This window comes from Gilvibacter sp. (assembly GCF_013214815.1).
Lineage (GTDB): Bacteria > Bacteroidota > Bacteroidia > Flavobacteriales > Flavobacteriaceae > Gilvibacter.
Map to the genome: position 1 here is coordinate 1 of NZ_JABSPU010000064.1, position 14,632 is coordinate 14,632.

The 14,632-nt window shown below is 43.9% G+C and carries 17 protein-coding genes; 16 read left to right on the forward strand and 1 reads right to left on the reverse strand.

Features of this window, described 5'->3' with window-relative positions; all coding sequences use genetic code 11:
- The 3 genes from HRT75_RS11685 to cmk all read left to right on the forward strand — a co-directional run.
- On the forward strand, window positions 1-799 hold a 799-nt coding region (locus tag HRT75_RS11685), incomplete at its 5' end, for a S16 family serine protease (protein ID WP_291186857.1).
- A 105-nt stretch (window positions 800-904) separates the two neighbouring features.
- Window positions 905-1,927 (forward strand): type IX secretion system protein PorQ, encoded by a 1,023-nt coding sequence (porQ, locus tag HRT75_RS11690; RefSeq protein ID WP_291186859.1) that lies wholly within the window; start codon window positions 905-907, stop codon window positions 1,925-1,927.
- Complete coding sequence (gene cmk / locus HRT75_RS11695; RefSeq protein WP_291186862.1) at window positions 1,927-2,622, forward strand: (d)CMP kinase; 696 nt, start codon at window positions 1,927-1,929, stop codon at window positions 2,620-2,622. Before porQ ends, cmk begins: the two co-directional genes overlap by 1 nt.
- On the opposite strand, the gene HRT75_RS11700 is transcribed toward cmk, so the two are convergent.
- Entirely contained in the window at window positions 2,619-4,049 is a 1,431-nt protein-coding gene (locus tag HRT75_RS11700; protein ID WP_291186865.1) for an amidohydrolase, read from the reverse strand. The genes cmk and HRT75_RS11700 overlap by 4 nt on opposite strands.
- A gap of 153 nt (window positions 4,050-4,202) precedes the next feature.
- Here HRT75_RS11700 and HRT75_RS11705 point away from each other — a divergent pair, with 153 nt between their 5' ends.
- The 13 genes from HRT75_RS11705 to HRT75_RS11765 form a co-directional block, all read left to right on the forward strand.
- Window positions 4,203-5,060, forward strand: coding sequence for a hypothetical protein (locus HRT75_RS11705; protein ID WP_291186868.1), 858 nt, complete (start codon window positions 4,203-4,205; stop codon window positions 5,058-5,060).
- A gap of 187 nt (window positions 5,061-5,247) precedes the next feature.
- Complete coding sequence (gene rpsA, locus HRT75_RS11710) at window positions 5,248-7,083, forward strand: 30S ribosomal protein S1 (protein WP_291186870.1); 1,836 nt, start codon at window positions 5,248-5,250, stop codon at window positions 7,081-7,083.
- Between the two features lie 116 nt (window positions 7,084-7,199).
- Complete coding sequence (locus tag HRT75_RS11715; RefSeq protein ID WP_291186873.1) at window positions 7,200-8,372, forward strand: hypothetical protein; 1,173 nt, start codon at window positions 7,200-7,202, stop codon at window positions 8,370-8,372.
- 102 nt (window positions 8,373-8,474) lie between these two features.
- Window positions 8,475-8,750 carry a hypothetical protein gene (locus HRT75_RS11720; RefSeq protein WP_291186876.1) on the forward strand — a complete coding sequence of 92 codons (276 nt, stop codon included), beginning with the start codon at window positions 8,475-8,477 and terminating at the stop codon, window positions 8,748-8,750.
- 70 nt (window positions 8,751-8,820) lie between these two features.
- On the forward strand, window positions 8,821-9,936 hold the full coding sequence (locus tag HRT75_RS11725; protein ID WP_291186879.1) for a serine hydrolase domain-containing protein: 1,116 nt from the start codon (window positions 8,821-8,823) through the stop codon (window positions 9,934-9,936).
- Window positions 9,937-10,013: 77 nt separating this feature from the next.
- Entirely contained in the window at window positions 10,014-11,069 is a 1,056-nt protein-coding gene (locus tag HRT75_RS11730) for a bestrophin family ion channel (protein ID WP_291186883.1), read from the forward strand.
- 10 nt (window positions 11,070-11,079) lie between these two features.
- Complete coding sequence (locus HRT75_RS11735) at window positions 11,080-11,316, forward strand: DUF1059 domain-containing protein (RefSeq protein WP_291186886.1); 237 nt, start codon at window positions 11,080-11,082, stop codon at window positions 11,314-11,316.
- Window positions 11,316-11,876 carry a DUF1572 family protein gene (locus HRT75_RS11740; protein ID WP_291186888.1) on the forward strand — a complete coding sequence of 187 codons (561 nt, stop codon included), beginning with the start codon at window positions 11,316-11,318 and terminating at the stop codon, window positions 11,874-11,876. The genes HRT75_RS11735 and HRT75_RS11740 overlap by 1 nt, the downstream gene beginning before the upstream one ends.
- Window positions 11,877-11,931: 55 nt before the next feature.
- Window positions 11,932-12,255, forward strand: coding sequence for a hypothetical protein (locus HRT75_RS11745; RefSeq protein WP_291186891.1), 324 nt, complete (start codon window positions 11,932-11,934; stop codon window positions 12,253-12,255).
- A gap of 23 nt (window positions 12,256-12,278) precedes the next feature.
- On the forward strand, window positions 12,279-13,001 hold the full coding sequence (locus HRT75_RS11750) for a Gfo/Idh/MocA family oxidoreductase (protein ID WP_291186894.1): 723 nt from the start codon (window positions 12,279-12,281) through the stop codon (window positions 12,999-13,001).
- 12 nt (window positions 13,002-13,013) lie between these two features.
- Window positions 13,014-13,244 (forward strand): hypothetical protein, encoded by a 231-nt coding sequence (locus tag HRT75_RS11755; RefSeq protein WP_291186897.1) that lies wholly within the window; start codon window positions 13,014-13,016, stop codon window positions 13,242-13,244.
- Between the two features lie 60 nt (window positions 13,245-13,304).
- The gene (gene pyrR, locus HRT75_RS11760) at window positions 13,305-13,844 is read left to right on the forward strand and encodes a bifunctional pyr operon transcriptional regulator/uracil phosphoribosyltransferase PyrR (protein WP_291186900.1); all 540 of its coding nucleotides are present in this window, start codon (window positions 13,305-13,307) and stop codon (window positions 13,842-13,844) included.
- Window positions 13,845-13,849: 5 nt separating this feature from the next.
- Window positions 13,850-14,632: aspartate carbamoyltransferase catalytic subunit (locus HRT75_RS11765; protein ID WP_291186903.1), on the forward strand; the 783-nt coding region annotated here is incomplete at its 3' end.

Here is a 14,632-nt window from a genome sequence, read left to right on the forward strand (position 1 = left end):
GGAGTCTAAACACCTGAAGGTTGGTAAGCCACAACTGGAGCAGATTGTGGAAGGCTATACCAGTGAATCAGGCGTACGTGGTTTGGAGAAACAGATCGCTAAAATGGTGCGCTATGCTGCTATGAACATTGCCATGGAGCAAGACTACAAAGTAAAAGCAGACAAGCAAACCGTGGTAGATGTATTGGGCATTCCTCGACTGGAGCGCGACAAATACGAGAACAACAAAGTTGCTGGAGTGGTCACTGGATTGGCTTGGACGCGTGTTGGTGGAGACATTCTCTTTATAGAATCGACCTTATCCAAAGGAAAAGGCAGCTTGAGCATAACCGGAAACCTCGGAAAGGTGATGAAGGAATCAGCCACCATTGCTATGGAATTCATCAAATCCAATGCCGCAGACCTTGGGATCGCGGACGATATCTTTGATAAGTATAACGTGCACATTCACGTGCCGGAAGGGGCTACTCCTAAAGATGGACCAAGCGCAGGAATTACTATGCTGACCTCTTTGGTGTCTCTGTTTACCCAGCGCAAAGTGAAGCAATCTCTGGCTATGACTGGAGAGATCACACTACGCGGTAAAGTTTTACCGGTAGGAGGGATCAAAGAAAAGATCCTGGCGGCCAAGCGTGCTCGTATTAAGGAGATCATTCTTTGTGAGGACAATAAACGCGATGTGGAAGAGATCAATCCGCAGTACTTGAAAGGGGTGACTTTTCACTACGTCAAAGAGATGGGTGAGGTGATCGATGCGGCACTGCTAAAGCAAAAAGTAGCCAAGGCTAAAAAGCTCTAAGGCTAAATCGGTGGAATCGCCCAGATTGCAGGCCATTCGTTTTTTTCTAGCTCAAAAATAAATTATACTTGCAATCGTTAATGGAATAACCGGTTTATCCAATCCATGTCCAAAAAAATTGCTGTCCTATTCCTGTTGATTGCCAGTGCTACCGTGAGCGCTCAGATTGGAGGCCGATACACCTATCAGTTTCTCAATTTGGTGAATTCTCCGCGGCAGGCGGCTTTGGGTGGAAAAGTGATCACGAATTACGACTGGGATCCATCCCAGGGGCTCTATAATCCTGCGTCGATCAATCCAGAGATGGACAATCAATTGCAGATCAATTACGTCAACTATTTTGCTGATGTAAACTACGGAACAGCTTCTTACGCCTATCTCTGGGACAGACGCACTCAGGTTTTGCATGCTGGAGTGACTTACATCAACTACGGACAATTTGATGGTTTTGATGAGGCAGGAAACCCTACCAACAGTTTTAGTGGAGGAGAAGTAGCACTTTCTGCAGGTTATGCGAGAAACATCCCTTATACAGACTTTCATGTAGGAGCAAATGTCAAGCTCATCTCTTCCAAGCTAGAACAGTACAGTTCCTTTGGAGGCGCCATTGATTTGGCGATCATGTATGTCTATGAGCCGTGGGATCTGCACATCTCTGCGGTCGCGCGTAATATCGGAACGCAGTTCACGCCATTTAATGAGGTCTATGAGCCTTTGCCTTTTGAGCTGATCTTTGGTATTTCTCAAACGCTGCAAAACATTCCGATCCGCTGGCATTTTACTCTAGAGAATATGCAGGTTTGGAACATTGCCTTTGAAAACCCCAACCGCTCCATTACGGACTTGGAAGGTGGCGTGGTTACCGAAAACATCAACTTTTTTGACAATGCCATTCGCCACATGATCTTTGGTCTGGAACTCTTCCCTGAAAGTGGATTCAACATTCGATTGGGATACAATGTGCGCAGAGCCGAAGAACTTCGTATTTTAGAGCAACGAGCTTTTGCCGGCCTCAGTGCTGGTTTCGGGATAAAACTCAACAAGATCAGACTCAGTTACAGCTATTCGCAGTACAGTGCTGCTGCTAACGCCAGTTTCTTTGGTCTGAACATAGATCTGAATCGCTAATGCGCAAAATTACTATAGCCATAGACGGTTATTCTTCTACCGGAAAATCTACAGTGGCCAAGCAATTGGCAGATTACCTCGGTTATGTTTATGCGGATACAGGAGCCATGTACCGTTCCATAACCCTATATGCCTTAAATGAAGGGATAATTAAAGGCGATGAGCTCAACAAAGAAGTCTTAATTGCTGCCTTACCTAAAATAGAGGTTGCCTTCTCCTATGATTCCGATTCGGGTACTTCTCAAGTTTTACTGAATGGAGATCGCGTGGGAACGGCTATCCGCACCTTGGAAGTGTCAGAGCATGTAAGCCCTGTAGCGGCTATTCCAGAAGTGCGTAAAAAATTGGTCGCCATCCAGCATCAAATGGGCAAGGAGGGTGGAATTGTTATGGACGGTCGCGATATCGGAACGGTGGTATTCCCCAATGCCGAGCTTAAGATCTTTATGACTGCGGATGCTGCCGAGCGCGCCAAACGCAGATATCTAGAGCTCAAAACTCGTGGTGATACTATTACTTACGATGAGGTCTATGACAACGTCACCCAGCGCGATCGTATAGATACCACCAGAGCGGATTCTCCACTGGTAAAAGCGGCGGACGCTATTGAGATCGACAATACAGAAACCAACTTAGAGGATCAGTTCCACACTATTTTGCAATTGGCCAAAGACCGAATTGCGGGACGCATTTAGTTTTGCCCAATAGGGGGCGGTCCATCAGGAATAAGCGCTTCGTATTGGTAGTCGCCTTTGCGCTCCATGAATTCTGCCTTTACCTCCTTTACTTTTTCTGGATCTTCAAATAGATCTACCATGGTCATAGCCATTGCACGGGTAGCTTGTAGCATGCCTTTATGTCCAATGCTCATAGCGCCACAGGCAACAACTGCCCAACTGTGCCAAGGAGTATCTTTAGGAGCTACAGTTACTCCCAAGTTTATGTTGGCTACATTCCAACTCACGTCTCCAACGTCGGTAGAACCTCCACCTGGATTTTCACGCGTTTCTAGCATAGGACTAATACTGCTGTCCATACCGACTTGCGGCTTTCCGGTCAGTTCTTGAATCTTTTTGCCATAGGCAGTTTCTTCGGCTGTGTATTCAATTGGGCCCAAAAGCTCTAAGTTTTTTTGCATGATAGCGCCTCCAGTACGGTTCACTAAAACCTCATGAATACCAGAGATGAGTGAAACCTTGTAGTCCACATTGGCCATTATAGCAGCACCTTCAGCCATTTTTACGACTTGTTCGTAAACCGGCATCATACCTGCGCGATCTGAATTTCTAACGCGCACCCAAAGTCTGGAGTAATCGGGAACCACGTTTACTACTTGACCTCCGTCTTGAATGTGATAGTGCATACGAACGGTAGGTTTAACATGCTCTCTATAATAATTGATTCCTTGGGTATACAATTCTAAGGCATCAGAAGCGGAGCGTCCATTCCACGGATCTGCAGCTGCGTGGGCCGCTTGTCCGTAAAACTCCACCATAAAATCTACTAGAGCCAACGAACTCTGAACATCGGCCTCAGTTTTAGCACTCGGGTGCCAGCTGATGTTTACATCAACGCCTTCCCAGGCCCCAGCTTCTATCATCCAAAGTTTGCCAAAGAACTTTTCTTCTGCAGGAGTTCCCATGAATTTCACGGTTCCAGTGATCTTTCCGGCTTCCATGAGTTCTTTAATGGCGATGGCTGCACCAAGAGACGCGGTTCCGAACATATTGTGTCCGCAGCCGTGGCCGTTTCCGCCTTCTTCTAGAGGTTCTTTGGTGGGCTGCGCCTTTTGAGATATCCCCGGAAGGGCATCAAACTCGCCTAAAATACTGATCACAGGTTCACCGCTACCGTAGGTTGCAATAAATGCTGTTGGCATACCGCCAATGTTCTTTTCTACTTTAAAACCATTAGCTTCTGCGTAGTCTGCCAAGATCTTGGAAGATTTGGTTTCTTGGAAGGCCAATTCTGCGTTGGCCCATATGGCATCAGAGATCTCAATGAGATTCTTCTGATGTTTTTCAACGGAAGCCAATATGGCCTTCTTGTTTTCTGTAAGATCTTGTTGGGCAAAGACAGTGCCGCTGATGAGCAGCAAACAAAGGGAGATGATTCTTTTCATACGAGGTTAGTTTAGATTCTAAATGTACGGATTAGTTCTAAAAAGTGGAAGTCTACTACGGGTAAAACCCTTAAACTGCGGCTGTTAAAATATAGGGCAATTGCCTAATGGACACCCTTTTGCGTTTCTTGTATGTTTGTGAAAATCCACATTATGAAATATCGCATCATCCTTTTAACTGCAGTTTGCGCCATTACTTCTCTTCAAGCATTCTCTCAAATTGAGCCAGACTATTTAGAAGACTTTAAAGTCAAACCTAAATCATTCACAGTAGAGGAGGTCAAACAGAAAAGAGGTAAGGACGGCAGTGTTGAAATTCAGAAAATCACCCGTTATGAGTTAGAATTGGATTACAGCCGGATCAAATCTCAAGTGGTCTATGATACCGTGAATGGAATTGTTTACGATCAGCGTGTCAGTTATTCTTATCTCGATGACGCCGATCGAAACCTCGGTCAGATCAAAAGAGTTGACTTTGACGGTAATGATGTATTTCAGATCGATTATCAATGGGATGCTAATGGACTTTGGCTGCACAAAGAGACGCATAGAAACAATACTGGAGATGTTGTCAAGACCATTGTCTACAGTATTGGCGCTTGTAAAGCGCAAGAAATGCAAGATCTAACTGATGATCAAGCCTACCACTGTGAAACGCGCGAGATCACCAATACCTTTAAAACATTCAAGACTATTAAAGCCTACGGCGAGTATGGAATCTCCAGAGAACTGAGTTATAAGGATAGCTCCACCTTAGATGCGGTCATTGATTATTCCTATGATGATAGCGGACGATTAATTCAAGAAATAAGACGCAGTGCATCGGGTAGAGAAACGGTCTCTACTTACAGCTATAATGAACAAGGCGATATTGTTGCTTACAAGAAGGGTCGCGTCAGTTTTACTTATGAATACACCTATGATGATAAAGGCAACTGGATCACCAAGATAGAACGCCCTAGAGTAGGATCTGTGGAGCGCGTGTATACTCGCACTTTTGTTTACCGCTAGACTTTTGATTTTCAAAATATTTGGTGTACTTTTGCCGTCCTTTTTGGCGGTATGGAAGCATCAAAAAGGAATGAAAACAAAGTAGAAAACTTCTGTACGGTCTGATCCGCAGCAAAGCTTCCCGAGAACTACAGAATACAAACCCTTATTTTTTGACTGCACAAGCAGCAAAGAATAAATTCAATTTATGGCTCAAAAAGCTAAAGAAGAAGCGGTAGTAGCAGAAGCTACTGAAGCTAAAAAAGCCCCAGAGGCTCCAGCGGTATCTCCAGCTCAGGAGAACCCTGAAAAATTCCTTAAAGAATTCGACTGGCACAACTACGAAGAGGGTATTGACCCTATCGAAGACTCTAAACTAGAAGAGTTTGAAAAGTTAGTTGCTGAGAATTTTGTTGACACCTTAGATGATGAGGTTGTTGAAGGTGAGGTTATTCACATGACCGAGCGTGACGCGATCATCGACATCAACGCAAAAAGTGAAGGTGTTATTTCACTAAACGAGTTCCGTTACAACCCGGATCTTAAAGTAGGTGACAAAGTAGAAGTATTGATCGATGTGCGTGAAGACAGCACAGGACAATTGATCCTGTCTCACCGTAAGGCGCGTACTATCAAAGCTTGGGATCGTGTAAACGAAGCTCATGACCAGGGTAGTATCGTTAACGGTTATGTGAAGTGTCGTACTAAAGGAGGTATGATCGTTGATGTATTTGGAATCGAGGCGTTCTTGCCAGGTTCTCAGATCGACGTGAAGCCAATCCGCGACTACGATATGTACGTTGGAAAAACTATGGAATTCAAAGTGGTGAAGATCAACCACGAATTCAAAAACGTAGTTGTTTCTCACAAAGCGCTTATCGAAGCAGATATCGAAGAACAAAAGAAAGAGATCATTTCTCAATTGGAGAAAGGTCAAGTATTGGAAGGTGTTGTAAAGAACATCACATCTTACGGTGTATTCGTAGACCTTGGAGGTGTAGATGGACTAGTACACATTACCGACTTGTCTTGGTCTCGTATCAACCACCCAAGCGAGATCGTAGAATTGGATCAGAAGCTGAATGTGGTAATCTTGGACTTCGACGAAAACAAAACAAGAATCCAACTTGGATTGAAGCAGCTTAGCGCACACCCATGGGATGCACTAGGTGAAGAAGTGAAGATCGGTGACAAAGTAAAAGGTAAAGTTGTTGTAATCGCAGATTACGGTGCATTTATCGAGGTTGCTGAAGGTGTTGAAGGTTTGATCCACGTTTCTGAAATGAGCTGGTCTACACACTTGAGAAGTGCGCAAGACTTTGTAAACGTAGGAGACGAGATCGAAGCTGTTATTTTGACTCTTGATCGCGAAGAGCGTAAAATGAGTCTAGGTATCAAGCAATTGACTCCAGACCCATGGACGGATATCACAACTAAGTATCCTGTTGGATCTAAGCACAGTGGAATCGTACGTAACTTCACTAACTTCGGTGTATTCGTAGAGTTAGAAGAAGGAATCGACGGTCTTATTTACATCTCTGACCTTTCTTGGACTAAGAAGGTGAAGCACCCAAGCGAGTTTACCAATGTTGGTGACACCCTAGAGGTGATCGTTTTGGAGTTGGATGTTGAAGGACGCAAGTTAAGCCTTGGTCACAAGCAGACTACAGAGAACCCTTGGGACAAGTATGAAGATGACTTCGGAGTTGGAAGCAAGCACACTGCTGCCATCACGGAGATCGTTGACAAAGGAGCTACAATTACTTTCAACGAAGATATCGTAGCCTTTGTACCACAACGTCACATGGAGAAGGAAGACGGTACCAAACTTAAGAAAGGTGAGGAAGCAGAATTCCAAATCATTGAGTTTAGTAAAGACTTCAAGCGTGTAGTTGCCTCTCACATGGTAATCCATCGCGAAGAAGAAGCCAAGAACGTTCGCGCTGCACAGAAGAAGCAGTCTGAGCAGGTTGAAAAACCAACCCTTGGTGATGCTAACGCTAAACTTCAAGAGTTGAAAGACAAGATGGACGGGAAGAAATAATTCCTGAACTCTTTTAAAATAGAAGCCCTCCGGGAACGGGGGGCTTTTTTTATACACGGTACTGGGTATGTTTTGCCGTACCGCCGCACACTAGTTTTGGAGTAAATATTTATAACATGAGAATCCTATTTTATTTACTAGTGTGTTTTTGCACCCTCACAGCAAAAGGGCAAATGAGCGACTCTGAAATTGTTGAAGAAGTTATTGGTAACCTTCGTTATGATGACGAGAATCAATTTGGACGAATCGTTGATTACAGTGTCTCCAATTCCAATGAGACGGTAACGAGTTACTTTGGAGACTTCACTTCCATTTATTCCAGAAACGTAACCGTTGAATTTCGCAGCTATGATGATAATCGCGCTATATATCAAGGCGTTGTAGGAGTAGCAAAGGATACAAGACCCGGCAGCGATGGTTCTTATTTTATAATCACAGGGGACGAGCACGTTTACAAGTTTGGGACCTGGATCGAGAAAGACGATTACGGAGATCTTTACGAAAAGCGGGTTTACAACAGCCGCGGTCTGTTGGTTGAGCTCTTTTCCTACTATGAGGGGGATTTGTACAATCGAGAAGTGTTTAAAGGACAGGAGCTGGAAGAAGACCCTTTTGAAACCTACTACTATGAAGACGGGAAGTTGGATTATAAAGAGACCGCTACTGCCGATGTAGGTTTAAATGCTGACGGATCTGTAAGCTGGAGTGTCAACAAGGTAGACGGAAAGCGCCACGGAGAATACAAACAACTCTTTCCCAATTCCAATCAAGTGAGCCATCAAGGAACCTATGTCTACGGATCTTTGGAAGGGCCTTACACCACTTATTATGAAGATGGTACTGTCCGTACCGAGCAAAACTACAAGGACGGAGATCGTAACGGTTTGTATACCTCATATATGGAAAATGGAGATATAGAGGAGCAGGGGAATTATAAAAAGGGAGAACGCGATGGCAAATGGCGCCTGACCTTTAAAACCTCTGCTGAGTTTGAATATCCTTATTTCACAGACGAGGATTTTGAATTGGAACCCTACTTGGAAATTGGTCCCTATTTCTACAAGACAGGCAAGTACAGAGACGGTGAAGAACAAGGCGATGTAGAGCTCTTTTATATGAGCGGAGAGATCTTGATCTCTTACTCAGGTTCTCGCTTGAAGTATCATTACAGAAACGGGAAGGTTTGTCTGGAAGGCAAAGTTGATCGCTATGGCGAACCCAAAGGCACTTGGAGTTTTTATGATGAAACGGGAGATTTGGTCAAAAAGCTTCAGGTAGACGAGTATTAATCCTTCGATTATACTTTCCGGAGCCTCCTGTAAAAGGGAGGCTTTTTTTGATTTAGAGGTATACTAATTTGAGTTTTCTGCGGTTATAAAAAGAAAACTTCCATGAATAAAGTATTGAGCAGCAAGGGGCTTACTGTTGTCAATTTATTGATCGTCGCCTATTTTTCACTCTTGTATTTGGTCAATCACTATCAATTGAAAAGCCAAGCTATTCAGGTAGTCGGTGAGCTTTTGACCATTCCTTTTTTGATTGCTCTGGTGGTTTTTACGGCCATAGGGATCAAATACCTCACCCAAAGTAAAAAACAGTTTTGGACGGTGGTTTCCATTGTCTTGTTAGGCCTTTGCGCCATTGCTACCGTAAAGAGTTTTTTCTAAAAGCTTAACTTAGAGGTTTATCGCAGAATCCTTTGGTCTGGTTCTTGCAATTGCTGCTGAAAACAAAACTATGCGACATCATTACCTCCGACTTTTCCTATTGCTTTTTATTGCAAACATCAGCTATGCGCAACAATACAGCGAACAACTAGAATCCACAGTAAACAAACAAACCAGATCCTTACTCAAAGATAAAGCGATCAAGGCGGTTTCTGTTGGAGTCTATTACAAGGGAGAAACCTACCGCTATTATTTCGGGCAGCTGAGTGATAACAAGCCTGCAACGCTCAACGACTCCTCTGTTTATGAGATCGCTTCGGTTTCTAAAACTATGTTGGGCTTTTTAGCTGCTAAGGCTGTGTTGGAAGGGAAAATCAACTTAGAAGATGAGGTTCAGAACTACTTGGATAAACCCTATCCCAATCTGAGTTTTGATGGAGAACCCATTCGCATTAAACACTTACTCGCTAATACCTCTGGCTTGCCGCATTTTATGCCTGAGTCTTTAGACGGTATTTTTGAACGTCTGAGTCCTGAGGTGCCAACTGATTTCTATAAGGCTGAGGCAGCGGTGACTAAAGCGGACTTTTGGCAGGCCTTAGAGGTCTTTGAAATGACTCAAAAACCGGGAACGCGCTTCTATTATTCCAATGCAGGTGCAGAGTTGATGTCATACATTTTGGAAAATGTATACGGCAAATCCTTAGATGAGCTGCTGCAAGATGAGTTGTTTCAAATATGCGATATGGAACTCTCGGGAATTAAAATGACCGCTGAGATGCAGGTTAATGCTGTTGAGGGTTATTGGATGAGCAATTCAGAGCCATCACCCTATTTTGCGAACACCCTTTGGGCTGGTGGTGCAGGGGTTAAGTCCAATTTGCTCGCCATGACCAACTACTTGGAATTCTTAATGGAGAGTGATGATCCTGTAGTTGCTGAGTCTCGACAAGAGCTTTTTCATGACGGCAGGACCACGCGTTTGGGATATTTTTGGCGGATTTGGAAAGATAAATACGGCACTTCATACAATCATCACGGAGGAAGTCCTGGCATGCAAAACTGGGTCTATCTTTATCCAGATCAAGATTTTGCCATCACCATCTTTACCAATCACAGTGGCCCCAAGACCCCAGGGAAGTTAAAACGAGTTGTCGATAAGATTCTCAAAGAGCTTTCGCGTTGATAATCGCGCCCAACTGACCGGTTTTTTTAACGTTGATATTTACCTATCTTTAATCACATCGATTAGCTAAATAACACATGTATACCGGAAAGATCTACCGCTTCAAGGATATGGCGCGCTGGACGCGTTTTGAATCACTTTTTTTTATTGTTTTTATCACCCTGTGGGTTGCTGCCTATTATTTTTTAGACATCTCTTGGTTGATGATCCCGTGGACCCCAATGGCTCTAATTGGTACAGCTGTTGCTTTTGTGATTGGTTTCCAGAACAACGCGGTCTATGGGCGTATTTGGGAAGCTCGTAAGATCTGGGGTGGTATTGTCAATACTTCCAGAACCTTTGGAATGTTTGTTCAAGATATGGTCACCAACGAGTATTGTGAAGATGAGGTGTCTCAAGATCAGCTAAACACTGAGGTGAAAAACCTGACCTACCGCCACATAGCATGGATGACCGCATTGCGTTATTCCATGAGGCAGTTAAAACCTTGGGAGACGACCAGTCAGCATAAAACAAACACAGAATGGGGTATTACCACGCCAGAAGCCAAAGAGTCCTTAGAAGAAGCCTTAAAGCCTTATTTGAATGATGAAGATCTAGCTTATGTCCTTGCTAAAGGGAATAAGCAAACCGCTTTGCTGTATTTACAGTCTCATCATTTGCGCGCGTTAAAAGAAAAAGGCATTGTCTGGGAATTCTCCTTTTTGCAGTTAGAGGGTGTTTTGGAGGAACTCTTTACGCTTCAGGGGAAATCAGAACGTATAAAGAACTTCCCGTATCCCAGACAGTATGCGACCCTAAATCATTATTTTATGTGGTTGTTACTCTTGTTACTGCCGATTGCCTTGGTGCCTCAATTTCTTGATATTGGTGTTGAGATCGCAGAGTCTCGCCCTTTTCTTGGTAGTCTGTTCATTTGGTTCTGTATTCCGATTTACGTCTCTGTAGCTTGGATCTTCCATACTATGGAGCGCATTGGTAGAACGGGAGAGAATCCTTTTGAGGGTACGGCTAATGATGTGCCTATCTCGGCTATTGCCAGAGGTATAGAGATCGATCTGCGTCAGAACTTAGGAGAGGATGCTGAGCAGATTCCAGCTCCGTTCCCAGTAGAGTACGGGGTGCAATTTTAAATCGACTAGAATGAAAACAATGACTTGTAAACAGTTGGGAGGCGCTTGTGAGCTTTCCTTCAGCGCAGCGACCTTTGAAGAGATGATCGCACTCAGCAAGCAACACGGCATGGAGATGTTTCAAAAAGGGGATGCTCCTCATTTGGAAGCCATGCAAGCAATAAAAAAGCTGATGGATTCCCCTGAGGCCATGGAACGCTATTTCAATGAGAAAAGAGCATTGTTTGAAAACTTACCCAGTGATTGATGGATCCTCAGGATTATTTAAAAAACATCAAATCTCAATTTGAGTACTATAAGGCCTTGGGCGACAAGACCTTTGAGCAATTGACCGATGAGCAGTTGTTCTGGCATTTTAATGATGCCAGTAATTCAATTGCCGTAATCGTAAATCATTTGCACGGGAATATGCTGTCTCGTTGGACCAACTTTCTCACAGAGGACGGCGAAAAGTCATGGAGGCAGCGCGATGCAGAATTTGAGCAGTCCATAACTAATCGTAAGCAATTGAATCAAAAATGGCAAGAAGGCTGGAGTTGTCTTTTTGGCGCGTTGGATTCAGTTAACGCCTCTAATTTTGACCAAGCGATTTATATAAGAAATCAAAAACACAGCATTACGGCTGCCTGCAACAGACAGTTGGCGCATTATGCTTATCACGTTGGGCAAATCGTGTATTTGGGGCGCATGACAAAGGACCAAGCCTGGAAATCCTTAAGTATTCCCAAAGGAGGTTCCAAAGCTTTTAACGACAAAAAAATTGCAAAAGGAAAACATGACGGACATTATACCGACGACATTAAATAGAGTTGCTCTAATATTCGGACTGCTGCTCACGCTGGGTTCATGCAAAGACGCCGCTATGACCTGTGAGGATGTACATGAAGGCGTATTTGAGATCACGAAGCCTGAGGAGAATTACGCGGTGCGTATAGAGCGCAAAGGTGATCAACAAATTGAAACCAATTTGAATACCGGCGCCGTAACCAAAGCGCAAGTGACTTGGGATAATATTTGTAATTACCAATTGACCTATACCGAATCGACCAGCGAGCATGCGGTAAATCTCATCGGTAAGGTGTTGCTAGTTAGAATTACGGGAATTCAAGGAAATCAGTACACTTATGAAGCTGTTTTACGCGGAACCCAGACCGTAACCAGCGGGATTATAACAGCCATGGATTAAGCATTTGTGCGTATCTTTAGCTTATGATTCGATTTGGCATAATTGGCTTAGGAAAGATCGCTGGACGCTTTGCGGATGATTTAAAGTTGCATCCAGAAGCGACGCTTCAAGCAGTAGCTTCCAGAACTACTAAAAAGGCACGATCATTTGCTGCTCAGCACGATGCTACAACCTCCTACGGGAGCTATGATGCCTTGTTTAAAGATGCCCAAGTGGATGTCGTTTACATAGCCACCCCGAATCACTTACACTATCAGAACTGCATGGAAGCCCTCGAAGCAGGAAAACATGTGATCTGCGAGAAACCCTTTGCTCTTGATGCCGCTCAAGTCAGAAAAATGATCAATAAGGCCAAATCCAAAAAACTGTTTTTGATGGAAGCGCTTTGGACTCGCTTTATTCCTGCAACAGAAAAGGTCTTGGAATTGATCGATCAAGGAACAATTGGCAAAACGGTCTCAGTCCGGGCAGATTTTGGTTTCCCGGCCTCTCAAGATCCCAACGGACGTCTGTTCAACAAAAGCCTCGGTGGAGGCTCCTTACTGGATATCGGCATTTATCCCTTGTATTTGAGTTATTTGCTTCTAGGAAAGCCAGAGGCGATTGATGCGGAGGCCACCATGCATTATACCGGTGTTGATAGTCATTGTCATATAGAACTCGCTTATTCCGACGGACAAACGGCGATCTTAGAATCTACCTTTTTAGAAACCACGCCAACTGAGGCCATCATAGAGGGGAGTTAAGGAGGTAATTATATGCATCCACGCTTTCATCATTGCCAAGCGATTACTGTGGAGAAAGATGGCAATCTGGAAACTCTGGAGATACCCTACACGGGTTTGGGTTATTATCACGAGATCGATGAAGCGGTTGCTTGTCTAAAAGCAGGGAAATTAGAGTCTGAAAAAATGTCTCACCAACACAGCCAGGACCTCATTGGACTTTTAGATGCAGTGCGTTCCTTGATCGGCTTGCGTTTTGACTAATGCGATCAGGCATTGCACAACCCGAGAAAATCGTCTATTTTTGCAGCAGAGAAGCAATGTATGAGTCAAAAAGTCCTGCTTAACCAAACCGAAGTGCGTATCACACTGCACCGTTTGGCCTGTCAATTGCTCGAAAATCACCTAGATTTTTCCAATGCCGTTCTTATTGGTCTTCAGCCTCGTGGAGTTTATCTGGCGGATCGCCTAGCGCAACTTCTCAAAGAAGATTACGCAATCAAAGATTTGCAACTAGGCTATTTAGACATCACTTTTTATAGAGACGATTTTAGAAGAGGAGACAAGCCTTTAGCGGCCAATGCCACTAATATTGAGTTTATTGTAGAAGATAAAAACGTGGTGATCATTGACGATGTCCTTTATACAGGGCGTAGTATTCGTGCAGCTTTAACAGCCATACAGGCTTTTGGAAGACCAAAAAATGTAGAGTTGCTTTGTCTTATTGACCGCAGGTTCAGTAGACATTTACCCATACAGCCCAACTATCGCGGACGTCAGGTAGACGCCATTAACGATGAAAAGGTGAAGGTTTGTTGGCAAGAGAATGATGGCGAGGACGCCGTGTATTTAATAAATAAATAGGTTCAATGAGTAGCTTAAGTGTAGACCACTTACTCGGGATAAAATACATCACCCCAGAAGATATTCAACTGATCTTTGAAACTGCCGATCAGTTTAAAGAAGTGATCAATAGGCCGATCAAGAAAGTGCCGTCACTTCGAGACATTACCATTGCCAACCTCTTTTTTGAAAATTCAACGCGTACACGTTTGTCCTTTGAATTGGCAGAGAAAAGACTCTCTGCAGATGTGATCAATTTCTCTGCGGCTTCGTCTTCTGTGAAAAAGGGGGAGACACTCATTGACACGGTCAATAACATTCTATCCATGAAGGTGGATATGGTAGTGATGCGCCATCCAAATCCCGGAGCGGGATTGTTTCTTTCCAAGCACGTAAAAGCGAGTATAGTCAATGCTGGTGACGGAGCTCATGAGCATCCAACACAGGCCTTACTGGACTGTTTTTCAATCCGAGAAAGATTGGGTGACGTGGCTGGAAAAAAGGTGGTAATTGTCGGAGATATACTGCATTCACGTGTAGCCTTATCCAATATTTTTGCACTGCAAAAACTTGGAGCGTCAGTTAAAGTATGCGGACCTAAAACACTTATTCCTAAGCATATAGAAAAACTTGGAGTAGAAGTCGAGTTAAACCTTGAAAAAGCGATTCAATGGTGTGATGTAGCCAATATGCTCCGTGTTCAAAATGAGCGTATGGACAGCTCTTATTTCCCATCAAGTCGGGAATACAGTTTGCAATATGGACTCACAAAAGCGCACCTAGACCGATTGGATAAAGAGATCGTTGTG

What these genes read in the sequence shown, in the direction of transcription:
- HRT75_RS11720 (WP_291186876.1), top strand. Translation starts at nt 8,475, where the DNA reads ATGAATAAAGTATTGAGCAGCAAGGGGCTTACTGTTGTCAATTTATTG.
- pyrR (WP_291186900.1), top strand. Translation starts at nt 13,305, where the DNA reads ATGAGTCAAAAAGTCCTGCTTAACCAAACCGAAGTGCGTATCACACTG.
- HRT75_RS11700 (WP_291186865.1), bottom strand. Translation starts at nt 4,049, where the DNA reads ATGAAAAGAATCATCTCCCTTTGTTTGCTGCTCATCAGCGGCACTGTC.
- rpsA (WP_291186870.1), top strand. Translation starts at nt 5,248, where the DNA reads ATGGCTCAAAAAGCTAAAGAAGAAGCGGTAGTAGCAGAAGCTACTGAA.
- cmk (WP_291186862.1), top strand. Translation starts at nt 1,927, where the DNA reads ATGCGCAAAATTACTATAGCCATAGACGGTTATTCTTCTACCGGAAAA.
- HRT75_RS11725 (WP_291186879.1), top strand. Translation starts at nt 8,821, where the DNA reads ATGCGACATCATTACCTCCGACTTTTCCTATTGCTTTTTATTGCAAAC.
- HRT75_RS11755 (WP_291186897.1), top strand. Translation starts at nt 13,014, where the DNA reads ATGCATCCACGCTTTCATCATTGCCAAGCGATTACTGTGGAGAAAGAT.
- HRT75_RS11705 (WP_291186868.1), top strand. Translation starts at nt 4,203, where the DNA reads ATGAAATATCGCATCATCCTTTTAACTGCAGTTTGCGCCATTACTTCT.
- HRT75_RS11715 (WP_291186873.1), top strand. Translation starts at nt 7,200, where the DNA reads ATGAGAATCCTATTTTATTTACTAGTGTGTTTTTGCACCCTCACAGCA.
- HRT75_RS11750 (WP_291186894.1), top strand. Translation starts at nt 12,279, where the DNA reads ATGATTCGATTTGGCATAATTGGCTTAGGAAAGATCGCTGGACGCTTT.
- porQ (WP_291186859.1), top strand. Translation starts at nt 905, where the DNA reads ATGTCCAAAAAAATTGCTGTCCTATTCCTGTTGATTGCCAGTGCTACC.
- HRT75_RS11730 (WP_291186883.1), top strand. Translation starts at nt 10,014, where the DNA reads ATGTATACCGGAAAGATCTACCGCTTCAAGGATATGGCGCGCTGGACG.
- HRT75_RS11735 (WP_291186886.1), top strand. Translation starts at nt 11,080, where the DNA reads ATGAAAACAATGACTTGTAAACAGTTGGGAGGCGCTTGTGAGCTTTCC.
- HRT75_RS11745 (WP_291186891.1), top strand. Translation starts at nt 11,932, where the DNA reads ATGACCTGTGAGGATGTACATGAAGGCGTATTTGAGATCACGAAGCCT.
- HRT75_RS11740 (WP_291186888.1), top strand. Translation starts at nt 11,316, where the DNA reads ATGGATCCTCAGGATTATTTAAAAAACATCAAATCTCAATTTGAGTAC.